The sequence below is a fragment of the Mycobacteroides abscessus ATCC 19977 genome (assembly GCF_000069185.1).
Classification (GTDB): domain Bacteria; phylum Actinomycetota; class Actinomycetes; order Mycobacteriales; family Mycobacteriaceae; genus Mycobacterium; species Mycobacterium abscessus.
Genome location: NC_010397.1, coordinates 4,890,789 through 4,910,711, shown reverse-complemented (window position 1 = coordinate 4,910,711; position 19,923 = coordinate 4,890,789). Strand labels below are relative to the sequence as shown.

Sequence of the window (19,923 nt, the reverse complement as noted above, 5' to 3'; positions counted from 1 at the left end):
CGTCATGGAAGGTGAGGAAGAAGCGCAGCGGTCCCGAGCCGAGCGTCTCGATGATCTCAACCACGTCGCCGGCTGGATCCGATGAATGGCTAGTCGGTGGTCCGCATGGGGTCGATGATCAGCATCACCAGCATGGCGGCGGAGATTCCCGCAGCGGCCCAGCTGGCGTGAACGTCCCATTCCTGGGTGGCGAAGGCGCCGGCCACCGCCCCTCCGGCAAAGGAACTGATCAATACCCCGTAGATCCGTGCGGCTTGCCAGGCGGCGGAACCCCGATGCGTCAGTGCGTCATAGATCTGTTGGACGAACCGCATGAGATTGCCGGTGGTGGCGGCGGGCATGTAGGTCAGGTCTCCAACGGTGCGGAACAGTCCGATCTGCACCGCGCCCAGGAATGCGACCGGCACGGTGACGAATGCGTGCGGGGTGGATGCCGGTAGGAATCCGATGGCGACAAGTGCCGCGACCTGGGCTCCCACCGCCCAGCGCAGTGGGTGCGCCAACCGTGCATGACCGGCTTCGATGCGTGCTGCCATTGCGATGCCCAGCATGAAGGCGGGGATCGGCCACACATGCGCCCTGGCGTCGTCCCAGTTTCGGGTCGCCGCGTCGACGGCGAACAGCACCATGTTGCCGGTCTGTGTGATCGCGAATGTGCCACCGCGCGCCAGGTAGGTGTAGGCATCCATGAAGCCGCTGGCAAGGGTGAGTACCAGCGCGAAACGCAAGGTGCGCGTCGGTGCGAAATCGTCCATGCGGAGATGCCCTCCAGCCCTCTTGCCCCAAAGCTGTCGACACGCAGTGATCTTCAGGACCACCGTATGCGCATGCGGGTAGCTGCGCAGAGCATGTGCGTCGGCAGGGTGAGGTCTACGGCGTCACTGGTGGAAGTTCCACTGGCCCACGTCCTGAGCCAAGGCGTCGCTGACGTCGACTTCCAGGCCGCCGACCACGGGACCGGGGTTGGACGCGGTGCTCACGATCCGTTGGTAGAGAACCGCTCCGGGGAAGACCTGACCACGAGACCATGAGCGGGTCTGCCAGGCCCAGACGTGACCGGGAGAGCGTGAATTGCCGATCACGCCATCGGAAGCGGCCCATTGGCAGGGGTTGACGCCACCGTAGATGCCGGTGCGCTGCACGCCAAGCACCGAATTGATGCCCCGGAACCACTGCAGGGCAACATCGTTCCAGGTGCCGCGATCAATGTCGTCGTCGACGGAGAAGAAGATCGGCGCACTCTGCCCGCCGCCGGCCGCGGTATGCAGCTGCCATGCGGTGCGAGCGTCTTCGACACCACCGGCGAACCCGCGGGTGAAGTCCGAAGGTGCTGTCCCGCCGGGCTTCCCATACTGGAAATTACTGACGATCACCAGTCCGGCGGCGGTGAGCGACTGTGCATAGGGCCGGGTGATCGGCTTGGCTCCCATGGATGAGCCGGGCCGCGATGTGGAGACGTAGTTGATCACCCCCGCGTGCCCGGCGGCCTTGATGTGCTCGGCTGGGATCTGGCGCATGGCGAAGTCGATCAAGGTGGGCGCGGCGGCTGAGGCCGTCGGTGCGCCGGTACCGAGTGATGCCGCGCCGAGTCCGGCCAATGCCGATACCGCGGTGGCATAGCGCAGGGCGTCTCGCCGGGTTACCGGACGTGAGGTGTGCCGAAGGCTCTGATTCCCCGACGAATCTTGCATTGCGCGATGTTAACAAAGTGACTGATGTTAAAACTGTAGCCTCAGCGGCACTTAGATAACGCTCTTGTATCAATGCGACGGATCTCGTGATCTGAACAGGCCCAGTCATTTTCAGCTGTCAGGCCGGCTAGTTGCGGTAGAGGTCCAACATGCGCGCAGCGACGGTGGCAATGTGACCGCTCAGCCGCACTATGGGCGGACCGCCGCGTTGATGGATGACGTTCGCTAGGACGACCACGTACGTGTCAGACCCCGGGTCCAGCCACAAGGTCACGCCGGTGAAGCCCGAGTGGCCGAAGCTGCCGATGGGGAAGAGCATTCCGCGCGGTTTGGACAACTCGGTGTCGATGTCCCAGCCCAAGCCGCGCAGGTTCTGTCCCGCGATGGCCGGATAGCCCGGTGCGAGTAGGGGATCGGTTGAGTTGGACGTCTTTTCGATGGCCAGTCGAGCGGCGTCATTGGCAGCCTTGAGTTGTCCGTCGTTATGGCCGGGCTGCGCCGGACTGGTCATCAATTCCAGCGTGGCTCGTTTCAGCGGGAAGGTGCTCGGGCGTCCCGCCAGCCGATCAAGCAATGCCTGGCAGTACCGGCCGACGTCGCCAGCCGTCGAGAACACGCCGGCGCTACCCGCCACACCGCCCATCCGGCGCGCGGTCGGGTCGTGCACGGTTCCACGAATGAGGCGGCCGTAGTGGGGATTGATGCCCGGGGTGTCCTCGTCATGTGCGGTCGGCGCGATGCGGGTCAGCAGGGCGGTGCTCCAGGCGCCTGTCGCGCAGTCCGGTGCGGCGCGCGGGCCTTCCTCCAAAGTGATTGCGGTACCGACTATGTGGTGCGGCCCGCAGGCTTTGGCGGCGGGAAGATAGCGGGTTTCGTTCATGCCCAACGGTGCAAAGATATTGTCCTGCACATAAATATCTAGAGTTTGGCCGGTGACCTTCTCGACCAGCGCGCCCAGAATGATGAAGTTGATATCGGAGTAGTGGAACGTGGTGCCAGGATCGAATGCCAACGGTGTGGTGAGTGCTCGATGGATGCCATCCGCCTTATCCGCCTGTTTCAGTCCCCACGGGCCCTGGTGACTCAGGTCGCCGCCGATACCGGAGGTGTGGGTGAGCAGCATCCGAAGGGTTACCTGGTCGCGCCGCGGATCGTTGGTGGGGTTGAAGTCGGGCAGATATGCCTGCACGGGTTCGTCGATGTGAACCCGGCCCCCTTCGTACAGTTGCAGTACGGCCACGCTCGTGGCCAGGGGTTTGGTCAGCGATGCGATGTCGAAGATTGTGTCGTCGGTCATCGGCTCGGCGGGTGCCGGTGATCCGTTCAGGCCCGGCTCGTCGGGAAGCTTGCGCCATCCGAAAGCCTGGCGGAAGACGATCTTGCCGGCGTGCCCTATCTCAACTACCGCGCCGGGCAGTCGCGGTGCCGCGACGGCATCGTTCACCAGCGTGGTGATGGGCGCGAAGGGGCCGGTGGGAACAATGCTTGGCGCGGTGATCGGCTGTGCCGGGCGTCCGCACGAAGGGATGCCCGCGAGAGCAAGCAGAACCGTGGCGACGGCGCACACCCGGGTGGCGTGCGATCCGGGCACCTTCACCACACCGACGGTAGTACAACGGCGGTGCCACTCATCGCAGTGGCGGCAGCCCGCATGTATTCAATTTGTTATCGAATTTCAGGATATTCACAATATTCGTGAAGTTGTTATCCAGCATAAGAAGGTAAAAGTCGGAGCGAGAAACAATCGCGCTGATAAAAACTGCTTGATTGCCGAGTCTCTATTACCGGCTTAGCATCGGAAATATGCCAACATTTGACGTGAATTCTGTGGACTGGGATGAGTTGTATCGTGGCGAAGCGGTCTATGCGCCAGGAGATCCCGGTTGGAACATCGGCGAGATGCAACCCGAACTCGCCGCCCTACATCGACAGGGGCGGTTCGAAAGTCCCATCCTGGATGCCGGGTGCGGGATCGGATCGACGTCGCTGGCGTTGGCCGGTCACGGCTACCAGGTGGTGGGACTCGACTTATCGAGCGGCGCGATAGAAAAAGCGAAAAAGGCTGCCGAGCCGCTTGCGTTGGATGTTGTCTTTGACACCGCCGACTTGACTTCGGATATTGGATATAACGACCATTTCAACACCGTGATTGATGGCCTGGTATTCCATTGTTTGCCCGCGCAAATCAGGGGAGACTATGTCCGGTCCCTGGCGCGGTCGCTTAAGCCGGGTGGCAGGTTCTTCGCGCTTGTCTTTGCCACCGAGGCTTTTCCGCCCAATGCCGAGTTCGGCCCCAGGCCGTTCACCGAACAGCAGCTGCGCGACATCGTTGGGCGGCATCTGGTGGTCGATGAGGTGCGGCGCGCGCGAGCGTGGGTGAATGTTCCCGGTCAGCTGCCCGAAGGCTTCGAATACCGCAATGTGACGATCGGTTCTGATGGACGCGCGCAGCTGCCGGCCTGGTTGGTTTCGGCACACCGAAGCTAGGCCTGGCCGATATCGAGCTGCCTGAATTTCCCGCTCTCGTCGGGGACGAACCGAAAGAAGGTTCGGAAATTTCCCCAGGTCTCGCTGTGGAACTGGCCGGTCACAGTGTGGCCGTCGGGGCTGACCTTCTCGATGCTGGTGAAGTACTCGTTGCCGATCTCCGCGCTGAATGCGCCGAAGTCACGCAGTGCGCCGTCGTCGGTCAAGCCTGGTTGATCGACAAAGGCATCCAGCCAGCTTGTACTGTCGGCCCGCTGCCAGGCTCGGAGAGCGCGCTCGACTGCTGGATCCGTTAGCCGGGTGAAGTCGTCTGTGGGCGAAGGCATGTGAGAGGTGTCCTAACGTTTCGGAGGTGCGGTGAGACCGTTCAGTGCATTCGCCAGCGGGTTCAGCACGCGAGGATCCAGCGGCACGGGCAGATAGATGACCGCCGCGTCGAGACCGGCTGTCTGAAAGGCGGCGAGCTCCTCGACTAGGCGCGAAATACCTTCGGGCGTATCGGAGGTGAGCCAAACATGCGCCGACGTCAGGATCGCCGAGGGGGCACGGTTGATGGCTGCGCAGTATGCGTGCAGTATCTCGCGTTTACGCGCGAACTCGGTGGGAGTGCCGTCGGGAAAATTCCAGTGTTGGGCGTATCGGGCGACAAGAGGCAGAGTCCGCTTCTCGCCCTTGCCCCCGATGAGGATGGGTGGGTACGGCTGTTGCAGGCATTTAGGTTCGCAGTAGGCGTCGGTGACGCTGTAGTACTGTCCGGAAAAACTGGTCCGAGGTTGCGACAGCAGGCCGGTGATGATGTGGCAGGCTTCCTCGAAACGGTCGAATCGCTCTGCCAACGTACCCAGCTCGATGCCGTACGCCTGGGATTCTTCTTCGTTCCACCCCGCCCCGAGTCCGAGCTCGAGGCGGCCACCGGAGACGATGTCGGCCGTGGCCGCCATATTGGCCAGGATGGCGGGATGTCGGTAGTGGATACCGGTGACGAGGGTTCCGAGTCGTAGGCGCGAGGTCTCCTGTGCGAGTGCGGAAAGCAACATCCAGCCTTCAAGGCAGGGGCCCGCGCTGTTGTGATCTCGTTGCGACGGTGAGGCTATGGGATAGAAGTGATCGAAGAGCCATCCGGTGTGGAAGACCTCGATGTCGTCGGCCTCCTTCCACACACTCAGGATCTCTTGCCACGTGGTGTTGTGATTTGCAGTCTTGATATCGAAACGCATTGCCGTGCAGTGCCTCCGATGAGGATGGTGGAGCATGGATGACGTGGGGACCACCCGGCGCGAGGCCGCGAGTGGTCCCCACGCCGGCTCACGAGGTGTGCGTGTCGAACCAGTCGATCAGTTGTTCCGGGTTGTGTGGGAAGTAGTTGTACCCGTCCCAGCGCCTGGTTGAGTTCTCGATCCAGAACAGCTTCTTGTCGTTGGTAGGAATGCTGTCGAAGATCGTTTGGACGTCGCTTTCCTTGGTCAGCGCATCGTTGCGCACCTGGACCAGGAAGGTGGGGATGTCCATGCTCTTGGCATACGGAATCGGCGACATATCATCGAACTTGAAGCTGGTGATCAGCTGAATCTCTCGCTCGATATCATCCAAACGTTCAGTGATTCCGAGGATTTCGGTGATCCGTTCGTAGAACGGCCGCAGCGATACCGGCTGGGGTGACACGATGGCGCGGATGTCCCGGAACACTTCGGGACGGCGGTCGTGGGCGATGAACGTGGCATTCATACCGCAGCAGCGGCTGAACAACACCAGGGTCATGTCCTTGGTGTCCGGCCGTGAGCGCACGTACTGGATCGAGCCGATCACATCGCGCGACTCGAAGATTCCGTTGCTGCCGACGCCACCATTGCCGATGCCGCTGTGCCCGAAGTTGCGCATGTCGTAGGTGAGCACGTTGTAGCCGGCGTCATGCAGGTTCTTGTAGTCGGCCATGAAGTTGACTTCGAAATCGTTGCCGCCGGCGGCACCGATCTGCTTCCACGGTTCCAGATGTGCGGGCAGGCCGTATCGGTTATGCCAGATTGGGTGGTTGGCGATCGCGATCTTGTTGGAGCCCTTACATGGAATGAACCAGGCATCCAGCGGAACGCCGTCCTCAGAGGGGAAGGACACCGACTCGTACTCCAGGCCGTACTCGTCCGGCCAGTGCAGGATCGGCGACCGGATCGGACGCCCGAACGTCTCGGCGAGCTGCTTGATGAGCTGATCGACCTCATCGATCTTCTCAGGCATGCATGCCCCTTTCACTTTTTCGACTGGAATGTCAGTAAATCCCTGACCTCATCACGCTAGGTCGCTGTGCCACAACTGAGAAACAAAAAAATGTTCAAGATCCACAACTTCTACTTGGGCATATAGTTGCTACCTATGCCCGAGCACTCAGCCGGAATTTGGGATGATCCCGTCGATCTGCGGCGCCTCCAGCAATTCCTATCTGTGGCCGAACACTCCGGTTTCACGCGGGCTGCGCAGCAGCTCCGCCTCACCCAGCAGGCCATCAGCCAATCGGTGACCAACCTGGAGAAGCAGGTCGGCGCCAAGCTGTTTGACCGCAGCGGTCGTCACATTGCGTTGACGCCTGCCGGTGAAGTCCTGCGGGATGGCTCCGTGGTGCTGCTTGCGGCCGCACAGACCTTGGTGCGCCAGGTACAGAACACGGCGGCCGAGCAGCCGCGCCCGTTCGTGGTCGCGCACACCCCGGCGATCACCGCCGAGGAGGTGCACCAGCTGCTTGTACCGGTTCGGTCGGCACTGCCGAACGTCTCCGTGACGGCGTTGCAGGTCTTTCCCAACGCGCTCGAACCCGCGGTGATCGGCGGTTCGGCAGACATCGCGTTGCGCCGCGGAATAGCGACGCCCAAGAACCTGGCCTCACGCGTGATCGGGTACCACGCGCTGCGAGTTGCCGTTCCCCGGGAACATCTTCTGGCTGAACGCGATTCGGTCGCCCTGCGGGACCTGCGAAATGAACGGATCATCGTCTGGGCGCCACCGGGAGTCTCGCACTACACGGACTTTATTTTGAGTACCTGCCGCTCAGCGGGTTTTGAACCCGCCTTCGTCATCAATCATGTCCAGGGCACACCGCCGGTTACGGCGGTATTGGACAACGATGGCGTCGCATTTGTTACCGCGCCGACCGGGCCGTGTTTGGCGGGCCAGGTTGTCGTCATCGACATCGTGGACCCGCCGCAGGCCCCCATCCAGGCAATCTGGTTGCCGCACACCCAGTCCGCGATTCGCGATGCCCTAACCAGCGGTTGACTGCCGGTAGCCACTCGGGGTGGTACCCACCCGCTGCGCGAATGCCGCCCACAGATGATCGGGGTTGAAGAATCCGAGTTGGACGCTGATTTCCGCGATAGAGGCCGTGGACTCGACGAGAAGCCGCTTGGCCTTTGTGATTTTCCTGTCGAGGAGGAGCTGGTGTGGTGTGGTGTGGAAAGCGGCGGCAAAGGCCTTGGTGAACTCTCGTGTTGTCATCCCGACGTGCGCCGCGAGCGGGGATAGTCCAATCATCGAATCGGGGCATTCGTCCAAGTACTCGATCAGTGCGGCGCGATCAACCGCCCCGAAGTCGCGATACAAACCGGGCGTGCTGTCGCTGCCAGTCACGAATCTCTTGGTGAGGTGCCGCAATAAGGTCTCGGTCAACCATTCGGCGGCTAGCCGCGCAAAGGCATCCTCACGTCCGGCCACGGTGCTGATCTGCTCGATGACGCGATATGTGAGCGGATCCCGTTGCCGAATACTGGGTTCAAGGTCGGCTTTCTCGAGGAATCTGGGCGGCAACGTCATTTGACAGTATTCGACGGTGCTGCCGTGCGCGAGTGCGGAATAGCGCCGATCGGCGGGGATGAGCCAAATGTCGCCTACCTGTGGGTCGGCCCGGCCCGAGGGCCCACCCTCGAACTCAAGCTCCATGGTGCGCAGCCGGCCGCGGCGGTGCACGACGACGACGTGGCGTCCCTCGTGGAAGAACCAGTCGGTGGGAGTCGCGATCTGCTCGGTGGCGAACACGTATTCGGCGCCACTGGCGGCAAGACTGACGCGTGATTGCCACGTGCGAGGGGTGCGCGGCCGGGTGCCGTCCCAAACCGTCAATTGGCGGGTGTTGGTTCTCATGGTGGCCGTGGCGGTCGGCCGCCGGTAAGGGGGGCGCGCGAGATCACTGGTGAATCGCATTGTGCTCCTCCTCACACCAATGGCTGGCTTGCCTGCCCGGAGCATATGCGGGTAATCGCTTGAGGGCTCGTTATGCGTACGTGGAGCGCCTACCGGCCACTGGTGCCGATCGCGTCCTCAGCGGGGTTTGCGCGCCTCCGCTTACAGTGGTTGGTCGAAGAACATTCGAGAGGACCGTATGGCCACGGAAACCCCCGATATACGCCCCCAGGCGGACATCCGGACCGCGCAACCGCGCGCCTTCTTACCGGTTTTTCTGCTGGCCTACTTTGCCTCCGCGGTCGCGCTGTTGGCCGCAGGTGGAGTGAGCATCCCACTGCGGCTCGCCGAGCTTGACCCTGCGCACAAGACACAGGCGTTGTCGTTGACTATGGCGCTGGGTGGCATTGCGATCATCGCGGTCACGCCCCCGCTGGGGCATCTCAGTGACACCTCGACGTCTCGATTCGGGATCCGTCGCCCATACCTGGTGGGTGGCACGCTGGTAGGGGCGTTGGGCTTGACGGCCCTGGCGACTGCTCCCTCGGTAGGAGGCGTCGTCGCCGGTTGGTGTATCACCCAGATTGGTTTTGCGGCAACACTTGTAGTGTTCAACGCACTACTGGCCGACCAAATCTCCATCGCGATCAGGGCACGTGTCGCGGCGGTGTTTGGCATCTCGACCAGCCTGGCGCCAGTGGTCGGCAGCGTGTTTATCAATGTGCTGCCCAACGATCCTCGATGGTGGTTCGGCCTGCCGGCGGTGATAGCACTGATATGCAATGGCCTTGCCGCGGTCATTCTGCGCGATACGGTTCGCATGCAAGGCGACCCCCGGAGCTGGCAGCGGATTCTGTCCAGCTACTGGATAAGTCCAAGGAAGCATCAAGATTTTGCGTGGGCGTGGGTCTGCCGCCTACTCGTCACCATGTCGGTGCTGTTGGTGACGGTATACATGCTGTACATCGTGGCGGGCACGCTGGGCTTGTCCGAGCATGAGGCGGCTGCCAAGTACGGCGTGATTATCGGCGCATTTTTGGTTACCAACACCCTCACGGCTGCGGTGTCCGCCTGGTGGTCCGACCGCACCGGACGGCGTAAGGGCATTGTGTGGACCTCGTGCGTCATCACGGCACTGGGATTGGTCATCTTGCTGTTGTTCAAGGATTTTCATGCGCTTCTGCTCGGTGCGGCGGTTATCGGGGCAGGCCAGGGCGCCTATGCCGCGGTGGATCTGGCACTGATGACCGAGGTGCTGCCGGAGACGGAGTCGTCGGGTAAAGACCTCGGCGTGGTCGCGATGGCGTACCTGCTGCCACAATTGCTGGTGCCGCTATTGGCCACCGCGCTATTCGGAATGCACAGCGCACAGGGCGATTTCAGCATCCTCTATATCGCGTCGATGGTGCTTTCCGTCCTCGGTGGTTTGGCGGTACTGCCGATCAAAGCTGTCCGCTGAGCAGGTCGGGCACTGCCCACCGCGGTTAGCGTGTGTAGTTCTGGGCCGCCACCTGCTCTGCGACCTGCTGCTGGGCCGGGTCCCCGGATCGGCGCAATCCTTCGATGACGCCAGTGCGGTTACGTTCGGGCTGATTCTGCGACATCTTTGCCTTGCCTTCGACCGATTCGATGCTTAGTTCGATCCCAACAATGGCGCGAATCTGTGCAGACGTGAATTCCTCGGGAGCATCGTCGATCCCCCATGGCGAATCCCGGTGGTGCTCATGCCGATCGGTGAGTTCGGTGACCAGTGCGCGTACCCATTCGGGGTTGTCGTGTGCGGTGAGGTGCCCGTGAACGTTGAGGACTTCATAGTTCCAGGTCGGCACCACCTTGCCGGTTTCGGCCTTGGTGGCATACAGGCTGGGTGAAATGTAGCCCTGAGGGCCGGCAAAAATGGCGATGGACGGACCGGTTCGATGCCAATGCGGGTTGGCGCGAGAGACATGCCCGACGAGTGTGTTGCTTGTGGGTCGATAGAGCAGTGGAACCGGTGTCACGAGATACCCGGCGTCATCATGAGTGACGAGATGGGCCAGGCCGGCGTCGCCGAGAACGGCGGTGATCTCCTTGGCCTGCATCGCGAAGTTCTTGGGCACGTACATGGGCCCATTGTTGCGTAGGCATGCCGAATTCCTCGACCCTTTACCTGCTAGCAGGTAAAGCAGATCACCTGCTGGCGGCGATGTTTGCGGCCGGTAGTTCACGAAGACTTTTACTGGCACCGCGACAGCGCGGTATCTGTGAAAGGAGTGCGCCATGCGTTTTCAGTCGAGGCGCGTTTGGTTGGCGGCCGTGCTGATCGCCCCCGCGGTCGTCACCGCTGGGGGAATAGGTCTGGCCGCAGGCAGTGCGGTGGCCCCCATGGCGGATTCGCATCATGCCGCGGCGGCGACAATCCCGGACCATCCGACGGTGTCGATGCGGATCATGCTGGCGAGCAATGACTCCGGACCAAACAACCCGGATTCTGATATCAGCGGGCCCTATGATTCGGACAAGACGAACATTGCGCCAAAGGCGCCTAGCAGTGGCACCGGCATGGCATGTGAAGACCAGGGTGTTGCCTGTGATCACGATCAGAGTGGGTCGGTGCTCTCGTCGGACAACGACGAGGTATAGATGAGCGGGGTGCTTCAGCGAGGGGCCGGTGCCTACGTGAGTGATGCGATGGTGCTGTCCGACGCGGTCGGTGACAGTAGATCGATTGTCGGTAGCACCGCGCGCAGCACGGCGGGACTGATCTCCACGGGCTGATGGGTCACCGCGCGCATGATCCAACGCCCGGCTTCCTGGGCGGATAGTGCCGCAGCATCATTGTATTCCTCTGTGGGAGTGATCATTTCGGTACGCACCAGCGGGAAGTGCACGTTGGTCGCGTGCACTCCGGGATGCGGGCGCTCCGCGTTGAGGCTGCGCCCGAAAATAGCTAGCGCGCTTTTCGAGGCCGCGTACGCGGAGAATCTCGGAAATGTGTTGGCGTGCAGGGCCCATGTGCATACGTTGACAAATTGACCGCGGCCCCGCTCGATCATTCCGGGCAACAAACCCAGACTCAGCTGCACTGCGGCGAAGTAGTTCAGCGCCATGGTGCGCTGGTAATCGTGCAATCGATCGGACGCATCGACAATGCGGCGGCGGATGGAATGCCCGGCATTGTTCACCAGTACGTCGACCCCTTGCTCGGTGAGTTCCTCCAACAACCGTGCGATCTGGTCCTGGTGGGACAGATCGCACGTGTGCCATTCGCAGCCGGTCTCGGCCGCGAGTGCCTTGAGTTCATCGGCACGGCGGGCCACTCCGATCACTCGCGCGCCCTGGTCGCGCAGTTGCAGGACGCTCTCACGGCCGATCCCGGCGGACGCTCCGGTGACTACGACGGTCAACCCGCGGACGTCACGGCCCGGGCCGGCGATCAGGGAGTCGATCCGATCGGGAAGCAACGTGCGGCGCTGCACAAACTCTTGGACGGTACGACGAATGGACACGGGGACCCTCTCACGTGACGGCAGGTCACCTCGATATGGATATGACCATACGGTCATATTACCGATTTGCCGAAGAGCCGGCCCGAGTGGGTTGTCACACGGTGAACATGCCGCTATCGTGATCGGCGATCAAACAGTGATCATCGTTCACTTACGGAGGTGTATGCATGGCGGAGCTCAGCGAGCGTGCCCGGTCGGTCCGGCGGCGCATCATGACCGAGATCATGAGCCGTGGCACCGCGCCTACGATGGCGGAACTGCTCGCCGAGTTCGCAATGTCGAAGGCTGAAATGGCACGACTCATGCGTGACCTGGAAGGCGCAATCTGCGTGGCGCTCCAAGACGAAGAGCACGCGGGGGCGCCGACCTTCCAGGACGAGGTACTGATCGAGCCGCAGCCTCCGCTTGGCGAACTGGTCTATGCGCGGCCGTTCGCGGCATTCAGAAACCACTACGCGGTAACTGTTGCGGGCCAGCAGAACTGGTACGCCGAATGCGCTGTCGAGGCGTGTGCCATATCGGGGCAGTTTCCGGGTTCAGAAGTGATCGTCGACTCGGTATGTCGGCAGACCAAAGCGCCTGTGCGGTTGGTCGGGCGCGACGGCTTTCTGGTCGACTACACACCCCGCACATTGCGAGTACACCTTGCGTATCCGGTTCGCGAGATGCCTCATCGGGTGGCCGGCTGGTGCGACTACAACAGCTTCTTTGTGTCGGAGGACGCCGTCACCCAGTGGAGAGCCGCACACCCCGAGATCGGGGGGATCACACGTTCACCGGAGCAAATGGCTTGCCTGATAACCGGTTCGATCGGGCAGGGAAGGCACCGCTACGACTATCAGCCCACGCTGCCAGTGCTGACATTGGCGCGACAGATGCGGATGATGGGGCTTACCCGTACCACCCGGCTCGGGCTCCATGTGCCGGACCCATTCTGGCTTCCTACGCCAAAGATGCTTTCGGATTGGCGACGCAATGGGATGGGCAACTTCATTCGTCTGCGATTCCGGTGAGCAATCAGAGCAAGGAGGTACCGATGTCACGGGCCCGGGTATACGCGATGGTGCAGCAGGAGAAGCGCGATCTCGCCGCGCTCTTGCGCGAACTGACGCCCCAAGAGTGGGAGTCACCGTCGCTGTGCGCCGGCTGGCGCGTGCGAGATGTGGTGGCCCATGTGCTGTACGACGGAACCCCGTTGCTCCGTTACGGCAGCGAGGTCATTCGAGTGCGCGGTTCGGCAGACCGGCTGAACCGGCTTTACCTGGATCGGGCACGAGGGTGGTCGACCGAGGAGTTGCTCGCCGCTTTCGAAGCCACCATCGCGAGAAGCTATTCGGCCAGGATCCAGCCCAAGCTGGTCCTTGCCGACCTGCTTATTCATCAGCAAGATATCCGACGCCCGTTGAACCGTCTCCGGACGGTTCCCGAGGGCACATTGCGGATGGTGTTGGACAACCCGGACCCGTTCATCAATCCCAAGCGACGGCTCAAGGGGTTGCGATGGACTGCGACTGACATCCAGTGGACCGACGGCACCGGGCCCGAGGTCCACGGGCCAGGTGAGGCGATTGTGATGGCTGTGGGCGGCCGCCCCGCCGCGCTGGCCCAGCTTGACGGGCCGGGAGTGGAGATACTCCGTACCCGGCTCGACGGCGACTAGCGTCGGCCCTCTTCCTACACTGGCTGTTCAACCGATGTCTCCAACCGAGGACTTGATGTGCCGACCCGGACGAATGCTGCGGATGTGCCGGCGACGCGGCGGGCTCGCCAGCGCGCGCAGACAACGGACGAGATCAAGGCGCTCGCGCGCAGGCAGCTCGCAGACGGTGGAACGGGAGCATTGTCGTTGCGCGGGATCGCTCGGGAGATGGGCATGGCGCCCGCCGCGCTGTTCCGCTACTTCGAGACACAGGCGGCCTTGATCACGGCACTATGCGTTGACGCCAACGGCGCTCTTGCCCAAGCGATGAGTGACGGGCAAAAGGCGGCGCCCGAGTCTGATTCGGCCGCCAGACTGCGGGCGGCCTTCGTCGCCGCCCGGCGCTGGGCTCTTGCTCATCCCGGCGATTTCGCACTGCTCAGCGGAACCCCCATACCGGGTTATGCTGCTCAGCCAGCTGAAACCGGTCCTGCCGCAATGAGAGTCATTGCCTCCTTCATGGATGCTTATCTCAGGGCGGTAGCCGCCGGCGAGGCCGTCCCGCGGCGGACGAGGTTTCGGCCCTCGGCTCCGGGGCCCCTTCTTGTCGCGATGTTCGGCGAAGACACAGCCCCGCCGATCGATCCAGCGATTATTGGCATTGGGATCTTCGCCTGGGCCTCGATCACCGGATACCTTGCCGGTGAGGTCTTTGGCAGCCTCGGTGATCTTGTCGCGGACAGTGATGCGCTCTACCACGATCACGTCGACACCGTCCTGTGCGGTATGGGTTTTGCGGGTGTTTGAGCGGGCTGACATGGTCTAACAGGGCGGGGCCCTCGGCGGTTTGATTTCGCGGAGCCCGGGTATTCATTGCGTCACGAATACCACTTCAGGCCCCACGAGGAGAGACCCATGATTGAAATCGGTAGCACCTTTCGGCGCCGTGGAGCCGATGGCACGTGGGCCACCTTCACGATTCGGGTCATCCGCTATTCGCCATTTCCCTATGTGGAAGCCGAACCGGTCGGCGGAGGCCCACGCGTTGCCTTATCCGTGCGTGCCGCGGAAGGGCTGTCGGCCGCCCGAAGGTAGGCGCGTCTAGCGGCGAATGAACGCGTGCACGAACCTGCGAACGCGAGGTGGCGGGTCGGCGGCAAGCGCCTCGACCTGGTGCCTGCCCTTTTCGGCCGCGCTGGCCAGCTCGCTGCCGCGCTCGGAGAGCCGTTCCGCGAGTTCGCTTCCTCGGCGCGAGGCGGTCTCCGCGAATTGGCTGCCCCGTCGTTGAGCGGTTTCGGCGATCTCGGCGCCGCGTTCACGCGCGTGTTCGACGAGATCCGGAATCCGTTCGCGCGTGGCCTCTCCCAGCTCCAGGGTCTTCGCCCCGAGGGATTGTGAGGTCTGCTCCACTCCGGGGAGTGCAGAGGTCACCGCGGCCACGGCGTCACGGGCCGCCCGGCGGGCACGCCACGATAGGCCCGGGCGTCCCTCGGTGTCGATGCCGGCGATGATCAAACCGCCCAAGATGGAGATGTTCTTCCAGAAATGCGTTTTCTGCTGCAACTTGAGGGCCGGATCGGTTTGACGCCAGTACGCCTGGTCGGTCAGCGTCGCAGGTACCAGAGTGCCGGCGAGCACCCATGCCGAGATCCGCGGTAGCTTTCCGCTTGCCAGCGCCAGACCGGCGGCCAGCTGCGTGGCGCCGTGGATTCGTACGTAGGTCTGCGGATCACTGGGCAGATAGCGGCGGGCGGATTCCGGGGTGTGTTCCAGCAGACTGCTGACCAGCGGTTCGGTTGCGGCCACGGATGCGGACGGGCGGGTGAGGCCGTCAGCGCCCGCGACGATGAAGATGGACCCGAGCATCGGTCGGGCTATGTGCCGCACCAACATTCAGAACCACACCTTACGGCCCGCGACTGGCCTGCCCACCGCCCCGAGTATCCATAAGATGGCGCCGGCCACGATAAGGACCAGCCCCACCGTCTCCAAGATGGGGACAGCAAGAACGTATCCGAGGACAGCCAGCAGAACACCGAGAATGATCATGATGCTGCGCTCCTTATTCAGGACTCGTCAGCGGCCACCTTGGCTCGCGCCTCGGTGAGATACCCATTTGAGTTGGTTCAAAACATCAGCGATCATCATCGGTAACGTCCCAGGTTCCCGGCAGCATCGGGATGGTCCGGTTCTCGGCATCCCCGTCCAGGGTGGAAAGCCCGGTGGCTTCGACCGCGGTTGTCGCGGTGTGAACTCCGGCGAAGCCCAGCCGCCCCGCGCCCGTACCGGAGGCCACAGCAGTGACTGGATCTTGGGGCCCGGTGGGGGTGTGGTCATCCATGGTGGCGTACTCGTGGCGGTATCCGCGATCGTCGATGGTGCGCCGTCGCCGCCTGCGGCTCTTGCCCGTTGCCGGATTGCAGGCCAATGCGGCTGCGGCAGACACTGCACTGCTGGGTGCGTGAGCCGTGGCTCCGGTGCTCGCGCCGATGGTCGGCCCGAAGCCGAATCCGGGACCGTCACCACGGACGGCGTATCCCAAGCCTTCGGCACCGGCGGGCGGTGGCGTGGGCGCCGGCGCAGAGCCCGGCGTGGCCGGGGAAGTAGTTGTCGGTGTGGGTGCCGCAGTGCTCGCCGTGGGAGCCGGTGCGCCGCCCATCGCCACCGCGTGCGGCTGATCGATGCGCGCCGGGACTGTTTCGGCAGGTGCGTCGACCGGCGGAGCCTCGGGCATCTGCGACAGGCTCGCCAGCGTGATGGCGAGGGGGATCGAGATCCCCGCCGCTGGACCCATGATTGCCGCGTAGATCGGCGTGCCCATCACGGCAAACGTTGCAGCGTAGGCGAACACGTAGAAGAGGGGCGTCCATGTCACGATGGCGGCCGCCGGGTTGGTGGAGAAATCGATGATGATCCGGACGATGGTGCCCACAGGATCGGTGATCAGTCCCTTGAGCGCGCGGTACATGCCGAGGAAGTGCTGGGAGTTCTTCAGCAACATTTCAATGGGATCGTTCGGATCGGGCACGATGGGTGGCGGCTTTGTTGCGTCCTGGGCCGCGGTCCGTGCGGCAGCGCCACTGTCCGGTGACAGCACGGGCGGCGCAGGGGAGGTTGGCGGCGCCGCCGAGACCGAGGATTCCGAGACGGCCTGATAGGTGCTCATGACGGTAGCGGCCTGTATCCACATCCGGATGTAGTCGGCCTCGTTCACCGCAATCGGAATGGTGTTGATACCAAAGAAATTGGTGGCAACCAAGGCGCCGTGTGTCGCGTGGTTCGCGGCGAGCTCACCAAGGGTGGGCATGGTTGCGAGCGCTTCACTGTATGCCGTTGCCGCGGTCTCGGTTTGGGCGGCGACGCCGGCACTGACCGCGCTGGTCTCGTGCAACCAGCTCAGGTAGGGCACATGCGCTGTCTGATATTGCTCAGCGCTGGCGCCATCCCACACGCCGGCTCGCACTGAACCGAGCGTAGTAGTGAGTTCGTTTGCGGCCGAGGAGTATTCCGTGCTCAACGAGCGCCAGGCGTCGGCCGCCGCGAATAGTGAGCCGGGACCGGGACCGCTGCTGAGCAAGGCCGAATGTACCTCCGGGGGAGCTGCCATCCATACCGGAGCTGTCATGATGGGTTGCCCGTATCGCCCATTGAACCGATTGTGGGGGAACCAATTTCGCTAGTCGTCATTGACCGGTTTCCAGGGCCACGGGCGGGCTTCCTGGCGTCTCCTCTCCAGTGCTCGCTGACCGCGCCTACGAGATCGGGCCAGTCAATGTAGGTTAGCGTAACCTTCCTTCAAATGGTGGGGTCCCTGTGCGTGGACGGGTAGCGTGGTTGCGGTGCTTGATATCTGAAACATCGGGCCGTAGCCGTGTTGGCGACTAGGAGCTGCGATCTTCCGGTTTCACCGGGATAGCGACCACTGCCCGAAATCTGTTGCTAGAACATCGTCGACGTCAACATGTACGTCGCCGATGAGAGGGCCGGGATTGGATGCGGTGTTGACCGCGGTTTGGTACAGCACCGCGGCGGGCTCACGCACTCCACCCGACCATGCGCGTGTCTGCCAGGCCCACCGGTACCCGGCTGTCGTTGAATGCCCGATCACATCGTCGCCGATGGCCCAGCCACAGGCGCGAGCGTGACCATAGATGCCGGTACGGCGAATGCCCAGCACCGAGTTGATCCCCCGGAACCATTGGGCCGCCTGGGTTTTCCAGATCCTTTCATCGATGTCCTCGTCTACACTGAAGAAGATTGGTGCGGTAGCCGGCCCTCCGGCGGCACCGTGTAACCGCAGTGCGGTCTGTGCGTCGGCGACTCCGCCGTCATAGCCACGGGTGAAGTCCGACGGGGTCGGCCAGCCCGGCTTGCCGTACTGATAGCAGCTGACGATGTGCAAACCAGCCGCACGCAGCCCGTCGGCATAGTCACGGGTGACGGGTTTGAAATCGAAGTCCGCACCCGGCCGCAACTCGGATACGTAGACGAGTGCGCCCGCGTAGCCAGCCGCTTTGATCTGCTCGGGCGTGACCAGGCGCTCGGTGAAGTCGATCAGGCGCAGGCCATCCGCAGCTGCTTGCGGCGCGGCGAAAACCGGCAGGCCCGCGAGCAGCGGTGCGGTCAAGACGTATCGGAGGGCGTCGCGCCGCGATACGAGAGATGATCCGCTGTGCCGGCCGGGTGCCGACGAGTGGTGCACGGCGTGATGTTAACAACCCGGGAGCGCCGGTGTGCGCGGGTTCTACCGCCAGATGGTGATGGAACGATGAGCCGATGACGGCAACACTTGTCGCGAAGAACCTGGCCGGGGGTTTCGCGCACCGCACCCTCTTCGAGGGCCTCGATGTGACCGTGGCGCCGGGTGATGTGGTCGGAGTCGTGGGTGCCAATGGCGCCGGAAAAAGCACCCTGCTGCGAATCCTGGCAGGGGACCTCCAACCGCTCTCCGGAACGGTCGGCGTCGCGCCCGGCGACGCGTTCATCGGGTGGCTGCCACAGGAGCATGAACGCATACCGGGAGAAACGGTGGCCGCCTACATCGCGCGCCGCACGGGATGCATCGCGGCAACGGAGGCGATGGAATCGGCTGCGGCGGCATTGGCAGACCAGGTGCAGGGCCGCGCAGACCTGGCAGATGAATACTCTGTCGCGTTTGATCGCTGGCTTGCCTGCGGCGCAGCCGACCTCGAGGACCGGGTGCCCGCGGTCCTGAACGACGTGGGCCTCGGCCCGGACACGGTGCGACCGGCGTCGACCCTGATGACTTCTCTGTCGGGTGGGCAAGCCGCACGTGTCGGTTTGGCGGCGTTGGTGTTGTCGCGGTTCGACGTCGTGTTACTCGATGAGCCGACCAACGATCTCGACCTCGACGGGCTGGCACGGCTAGAGGACTTTGTCCGGGATCTGCGCGGTGGTGTGGTGCTGGTGAGTCACGATCGTGAGTTTTTGGCCCGCAGCGTCACCCACGTTCTCGAATTGGACCTGGCACAGAACCGGACCACCGTCTTCGGGGGCGGATACGAGAGCTATTTGGAAGAGCGTGCGGTCGCTCGACGACACCGGCGCGAGCAGTACGAAGAGTTTGCCGAGAAGAAGGCGGACCTCGTCGCGCGCGCCCGGATTCAACGGGAGTGGTCAAGCCAGGGCGTCCGCAACGCGATCCGCAAGGCCCCGGACAACGACAAGATCCGCCGCCGCGCGGCCTCCGAGTCCAGTGAGAAGCAGGCGCAGAAGGTGCGTCAGATGGAAAGCCGGATCGCCCGCCTTGAGGAGGTCGTCGAACCCCGGAAGGAGTGGGTGCTCGAATTCACGATCGGTGCCGCGCCCAGATCGAGTGCGGTCGTAGCCACTCTCGAGAATGCCGTTGTGCGGCAAGGGGAGTTCGTCCTTGGCCCGGTATCGCTTCAGGTCGACGCGGGCGAGCGAATCGGTATCACCGGTCCCAACGGGGCAGGGAAGTCCACGTTGTTGCGGCTGCTCTTGGGCCGCCAGCAGCCCGACGAGGGTCGTGCGAGTCTGGGTGCGAACGTCGCCATCGGCGAGATCGACCAGGCACGTGCCGATTTCACCGGCACCGATCGGCTGGTGGATCGCTTCGAGCAGAGAGTGCCGGCATGGTCGACCGCCGACGCGCGAACCCTGCTCGCGAAATTCGGGCTGCGCGCAGACCATGTGGAGCGCACCGTCGATGAGCTGTCGCCCGGTGAGCGCACCCGGGCGGGCCTGGCGCTACTACAGGCATGTGGCACAAATGTGTTGGTGCTCGATGAGCCGACAAACCACTTGGACCTGGCCGCGATCGAGCAGCTTGAGCAGGCGCTGGAAACCTATGACGGCGCGCTGTTGCTGGTGACACATGATCGCCGGATGTTGCAGAACGTTCGGTTGGACCGAGCCTGGGCTGTCGACAACGGCTGTGTCACGGAGCGGTAGGCCGACATGCCCCGTCCGC

The 19,923-nt window shown here is 63.2% G+C and carries 22 protein-coding genes; 9 read left to right on the top strand and 13 right to left on the bottom strand.

Features of this window, described 5'->3' with window-relative positions; genetic code table 11:
- Nucleotides 1-89: 89 nt before the first annotated feature.
- The 3 genes from MAB_RS24305 to MAB_RS24295 form a co-directional block, all read right to left on the bottom strand.
- Nucleotides 90-755, bottom strand: a complete 666-nt coding sequence (locus MAB_RS24305; RefSeq protein WP_005082752.1) for a YoaK family protein — start codon at nt 753-755, stop codon at nt 90-92.
- Between the two features lie 123 nt (nt 756-878).
- On the bottom strand, nt 879-1,691 hold the full coding sequence (locus MAB_RS24300; RefSeq protein ID WP_005082750.1) for a DUF1906 domain-containing protein: 813 nt from the start codon (nt 1,689-1,691) through the stop codon (nt 879-881).
- 127 nt (nt 1,692-1,818) lie between these two features.
- Nucleotides 1,819-3,291 carry a serine hydrolase domain-containing protein gene (locus MAB_RS24295; protein ID WP_005098598.1) on the bottom strand — a complete coding sequence of 491 codons (1,473 nt, stop codon included), beginning with the start codon at nt 3,289-3,291 and terminating at the stop codon, nt 1,819-1,821.
- A gap of 203 nt (nt 3,292-3,494) precedes the next feature.
- Between MAB_RS24295 and MAB_RS24290 the strand changes: the two genes are divergently transcribed.
- Nucleotides 3,495-4,178 carry a class I SAM-dependent methyltransferase gene (locus MAB_RS24290; RefSeq protein WP_005082746.1) on the top strand — a complete coding sequence of 228 codons (684 nt, stop codon included), beginning with the start codon at nt 3,495-3,497 and terminating at the stop codon, nt 4,176-4,178.
- Here MAB_RS24290 and MAB_RS24285 read toward each other — a convergent pair.
- The 3 genes from MAB_RS24285 to MAB_RS24275 all read right to left on the bottom strand — a co-directional run bounded on the left by MAB_RS24285 (nt 4,175) and on the right by MAB_RS24275 (nt 6,410).
- Nucleotides 4,175-4,504, bottom strand: a complete 330-nt coding sequence (locus tag MAB_RS24285; protein WP_005082744.1) for a hypothetical protein — start codon at nt 4,502-4,504, stop codon at nt 4,175-4,177. The genes MAB_RS24290 and MAB_RS24285 overlap by 4 nt on opposite strands.
- A 12-nt stretch (nt 4,505-4,516) precedes the next feature.
- A complete protein-coding gene (locus tag MAB_RS24280) occupies nt 4,517-5,395 on the bottom strand; it encodes an LLM class F420-dependent oxidoreductase (protein ID WP_005095835.1) in 879 nt (292 codons plus the stop codon).
- 88 nt (nt 5,396-5,483) lie between these two features.
- The gene (locus MAB_RS24275) at nt 5,484-6,410 is read right to left on the bottom strand and encodes an alpha/beta hydrolase family protein (protein WP_005079007.1); all 927 of its coding nucleotides are present in this window, start codon (nt 6,408-6,410) and stop codon (nt 5,484-5,486) included.
- Between the two features lie 135 nt (nt 6,411-6,545).
- Between MAB_RS24275 and MAB_RS24270 the strand changes: the two genes are divergently transcribed.
- Nucleotides 6,546-7,442, top strand: coding sequence for a LysR family transcriptional regulator (locus MAB_RS24270; protein ID WP_005079005.1), 897 nt, complete (start codon nt 6,546-6,548; stop codon nt 7,440-7,442).
- Here MAB_RS24270 and MAB_RS24265 read toward each other — a convergent pair.
- The gene (locus tag MAB_RS24265; protein ID WP_005095833.1) at nt 7,428-8,363 is read right to left on the bottom strand and encodes a helix-turn-helix transcriptional regulator; all 936 of its coding nucleotides are present in this window, start codon (nt 8,361-8,363) and stop codon (nt 7,428-7,430) included. The genes MAB_RS24270 and MAB_RS24265 overlap by 15 nt on opposite strands.
- A 178-nt stretch (nt 8,364-8,541) precedes the next feature.
- Between MAB_RS24265 and MAB_RS24260 the strand changes: the two genes are divergently transcribed.
- Nucleotides 8,542-9,801, top strand: a complete 1,260-nt coding sequence (locus MAB_RS24260; RefSeq protein WP_005095832.1) for an MFS transporter — start codon at nt 8,542-8,544, stop codon at nt 9,799-9,801.
- A gap of 25 nt (nt 9,802-9,826) precedes the next feature.
- Here the strand turns inward: MAB_RS24260 and MAB_RS24255 are convergent, their stop codons facing one another.
- The gene (locus MAB_RS24255; RefSeq protein ID WP_005078997.1) at nt 9,827-10,447 is read right to left on the bottom strand and encodes an FMN-binding negative transcriptional regulator; all 621 of its coding nucleotides are present in this window, start codon (nt 10,445-10,447) and stop codon (nt 9,827-9,829) included.
- 154 nt (nt 10,448-10,601) lie between these two features.
- Between MAB_RS24255 and MAB_RS24250 the strand changes: the two genes are divergently transcribed.
- Nucleotides 10,602-10,964 (top strand): hypothetical protein, encoded by a 363-nt coding sequence (locus tag MAB_RS24250; RefSeq protein ID WP_005082735.1) that lies wholly within the window; start codon nt 10,602-10,604, stop codon nt 10,962-10,964.
- 32 nt (nt 10,965-10,996) lie between these two features.
- Here MAB_RS24250 and MAB_RS24245 read toward each other — a convergent pair whose 3' ends face one another.
- Complete coding sequence (locus tag MAB_RS24245; RefSeq protein WP_005089248.1) at nt 10,997-11,830, bottom strand: SDR family NAD(P)-dependent oxidoreductase; 834 nt, start codon at nt 11,828-11,830, stop codon at nt 10,997-10,999.
- Nucleotides 11,831-11,997: 167 nt separating this feature from the next.
- Between MAB_RS24245 and MAB_RS24240 the strand changes: the two genes are divergently transcribed.
- The 4 genes from MAB_RS24240 (at nt 11,998) to MAB_RS24225 (ending at nt 14,564) form a co-directional block, all read left to right on the top strand.
- Complete coding sequence (locus MAB_RS24240) at nt 11,998-12,843, top strand: alkylmercury lyase family protein (protein WP_005112658.1); 846 nt, start codon at nt 11,998-12,000, stop codon at nt 12,841-12,843.
- Between the two features lie 23 nt (nt 12,844-12,866).
- Nucleotides 12,867-13,490, top strand: a complete 624-nt coding sequence (locus MAB_RS24235; RefSeq protein ID WP_005095827.1) for a maleylpyruvate isomerase family mycothiol-dependent enzyme — start codon at nt 12,867-12,869, stop codon at nt 13,488-13,490.
- Nucleotides 13,491-13,547: 57 nt separating this feature from the next.
- Entirely contained in the window at nt 13,548-14,276 is a 729-nt protein-coding gene (locus MAB_RS24230) for a TetR/AcrR family transcriptional regulator (protein WP_005095824.1), read from the top strand.
- A 108-nt stretch (nt 14,277-14,384) separates the two neighbouring features.
- The gene (locus MAB_RS24225; protein ID WP_005082723.1) at nt 14,385-14,564 is read left to right on the top strand and encodes a hypothetical protein; all 180 of its coding nucleotides are present in this window, start codon (nt 14,385-14,387) and stop codon (nt 14,562-14,564) included.
- A gap of 6 nt (nt 14,565-14,570) precedes the next feature.
- Here the strand turns inward: MAB_RS24225 and MAB_RS24220 are convergent, their stop codons facing one another.
- From MAB_RS24220 to MAB_RS24205, 4 genes are all read right to left on the bottom strand, one after another.
- Nucleotides 14,571-15,362 (bottom strand): DoxX family protein, encoded by a 792-nt coding sequence (locus MAB_RS24220; RefSeq protein ID WP_005095823.1) that lies wholly within the window; start codon nt 15,360-15,362, stop codon nt 14,571-14,573.
- Nucleotides 15,363-15,518, bottom strand: coding sequence for a hypothetical protein (locus MAB_RS24215; protein ID WP_005064660.1), 156 nt, complete (start codon nt 15,516-15,518; stop codon nt 15,363-15,365).
- A gap of 85 nt (nt 15,519-15,603) precedes the next feature.
- Nucleotides 15,604-17,094: a PPE family protein gene (locus tag MAB_RS24210; protein WP_005095821.1), complete on the bottom strand. Its 1,491-nt coding sequence runs from the start codon at nt 17,092-17,094 to the stop codon at nt 15,604-15,606.
- Between the two features lie 279 nt (nt 17,095-17,373).
- Nucleotides 17,374-18,171 (bottom strand): DUF1906 domain-containing protein, encoded by a 798-nt coding sequence (locus tag MAB_RS24205; protein ID WP_005082717.1) that lies wholly within the window; start codon nt 18,169-18,171, stop codon nt 17,374-17,376.
- A gap of 74 nt (nt 18,172-18,245) precedes the next feature.
- On the opposite strand from MAB_RS24205, the gene MAB_RS24200 reads away from it, so the two are divergent.
- Nucleotides 18,246-19,904, top strand: coding sequence for an ABC-F family ATP-binding cassette domain-containing protein (locus tag MAB_RS24200; RefSeq protein ID WP_005082715.1), 1,659 nt, complete (start codon nt 18,246-18,248; stop codon nt 19,902-19,904).
- Nucleotides 19,905-19,923 lie beyond the last annotated feature (19 nt).

Bases quoted from the DNA above. Each gene is read 5' to 3' on its own strand.
- MAB_RS24305 (WP_005082752.1), bottom strand. From the start codon at position 755: ATGGACGATTTCGCACCGACGCGCACCTTGCGTTTCGCGCTGGTACTC.
- MAB_RS24300 (WP_005082750.1), bottom strand. From the start codon at position 1,691: ATGCAAGATTCGTCGGGGAATCAGAGCCTTCGGCACACCTCACGTCCG.
- MAB_RS24290 (WP_005082746.1), top strand. From the start codon at position 3,495: ATGCCAACATTTGACGTGAATTCTGTGGACTGGGATGAGTTGTATCGT.
- MAB_RS24285 (WP_005082744.1), bottom strand. From the start codon at position 4,504: ATGCCTTCGCCCACAGACGACTTCACCCGGCTAACGGATCCAGCAGTC.
- MAB_RS24280 (WP_005095835.1), bottom strand. From the start codon at position 5,395: ATGCGTTTCGATATCAAGACTGCAAATCACAACACCACGTGGCAAGAG.
- MAB_RS24275 (WP_005079007.1), bottom strand. From the start codon at position 6,410: ATGCCTGAGAAGATCGATGAGGTCGATCAGCTCATCAAGCAGCTCGCC.
- MAB_RS24270 (WP_005079005.1), top strand. From the start codon at position 6,546: ATGCCCGAGCACTCAGCCGGAATTTGGGATGATCCCGTCGATCTGCGG.
- MAB_RS24265 (WP_005095833.1), bottom strand. From the start codon at position 8,363: ATGCGATTCACCAGTGATCTCGCGCGCCCCCCTTACCGGCGGCCGACC.
- MAB_RS24260 (WP_005095832.1), top strand. From the start codon at position 8,542: ATGGCCACGGAAACCCCCGATATACGCCCCCAGGCGGACATCCGGACC.
- MAB_RS24255 (WP_005078997.1), bottom strand. From the start codon at position 10,447: ATGTACGTGCCCAAGAACTTCGCGATGCAGGCCAAGGAGATCACCGCC.
- MAB_RS24250 (WP_005082735.1), top strand. From the start codon at position 10,602: ATGCGTTTTCAGTCGAGGCGCGTTTGGTTGGCGGCCGTGCTGATCGCC.
- MAB_RS24240 (WP_005112658.1), top strand. From the start codon at position 11,998: ATGGCGGAGCTCAGCGAGCGTGCCCGGTCGGTCCGGCGGCGCATCATG.
- MAB_RS24235 (WP_005095827.1), top strand. From the start codon at position 12,867: ATGTCACGGGCCCGGGTATACGCGATGGTGCAGCAGGAGAAGCGCGAT.
- MAB_RS24225 (WP_005082723.1), top strand. From the start codon at position 14,385: ATGATTGAAATCGGTAGCACCTTTCGGCGCCGTGGAGCCGATGGCACG.
- MAB_RS24220 (WP_005095823.1), bottom strand. From the start codon at position 15,362: ATGTTGGTGCGGCACATAGCCCGACCGATGCTCGGGTCCATCTTCATC.
- MAB_RS24215 (WP_005064660.1), bottom strand. From the start codon at position 15,518: ATGATCATTCTCGGTGTTCTGCTGGCTGTCCTCGGATACGTTCTTGCT.
- MAB_RS24210 (WP_005095821.1), bottom strand. From the start codon at position 17,094: ATGACAGCTCCGGTATGGATGGCAGCTCCCCCGGAGGTACATTCGGCC.
- MAB_RS24200 (WP_005082715.1), top strand. From the start codon at position 18,246: ATGACGGCAACACTTGTCGCGAAGAACCTGGCCGGGGGTTTCGCGCAC.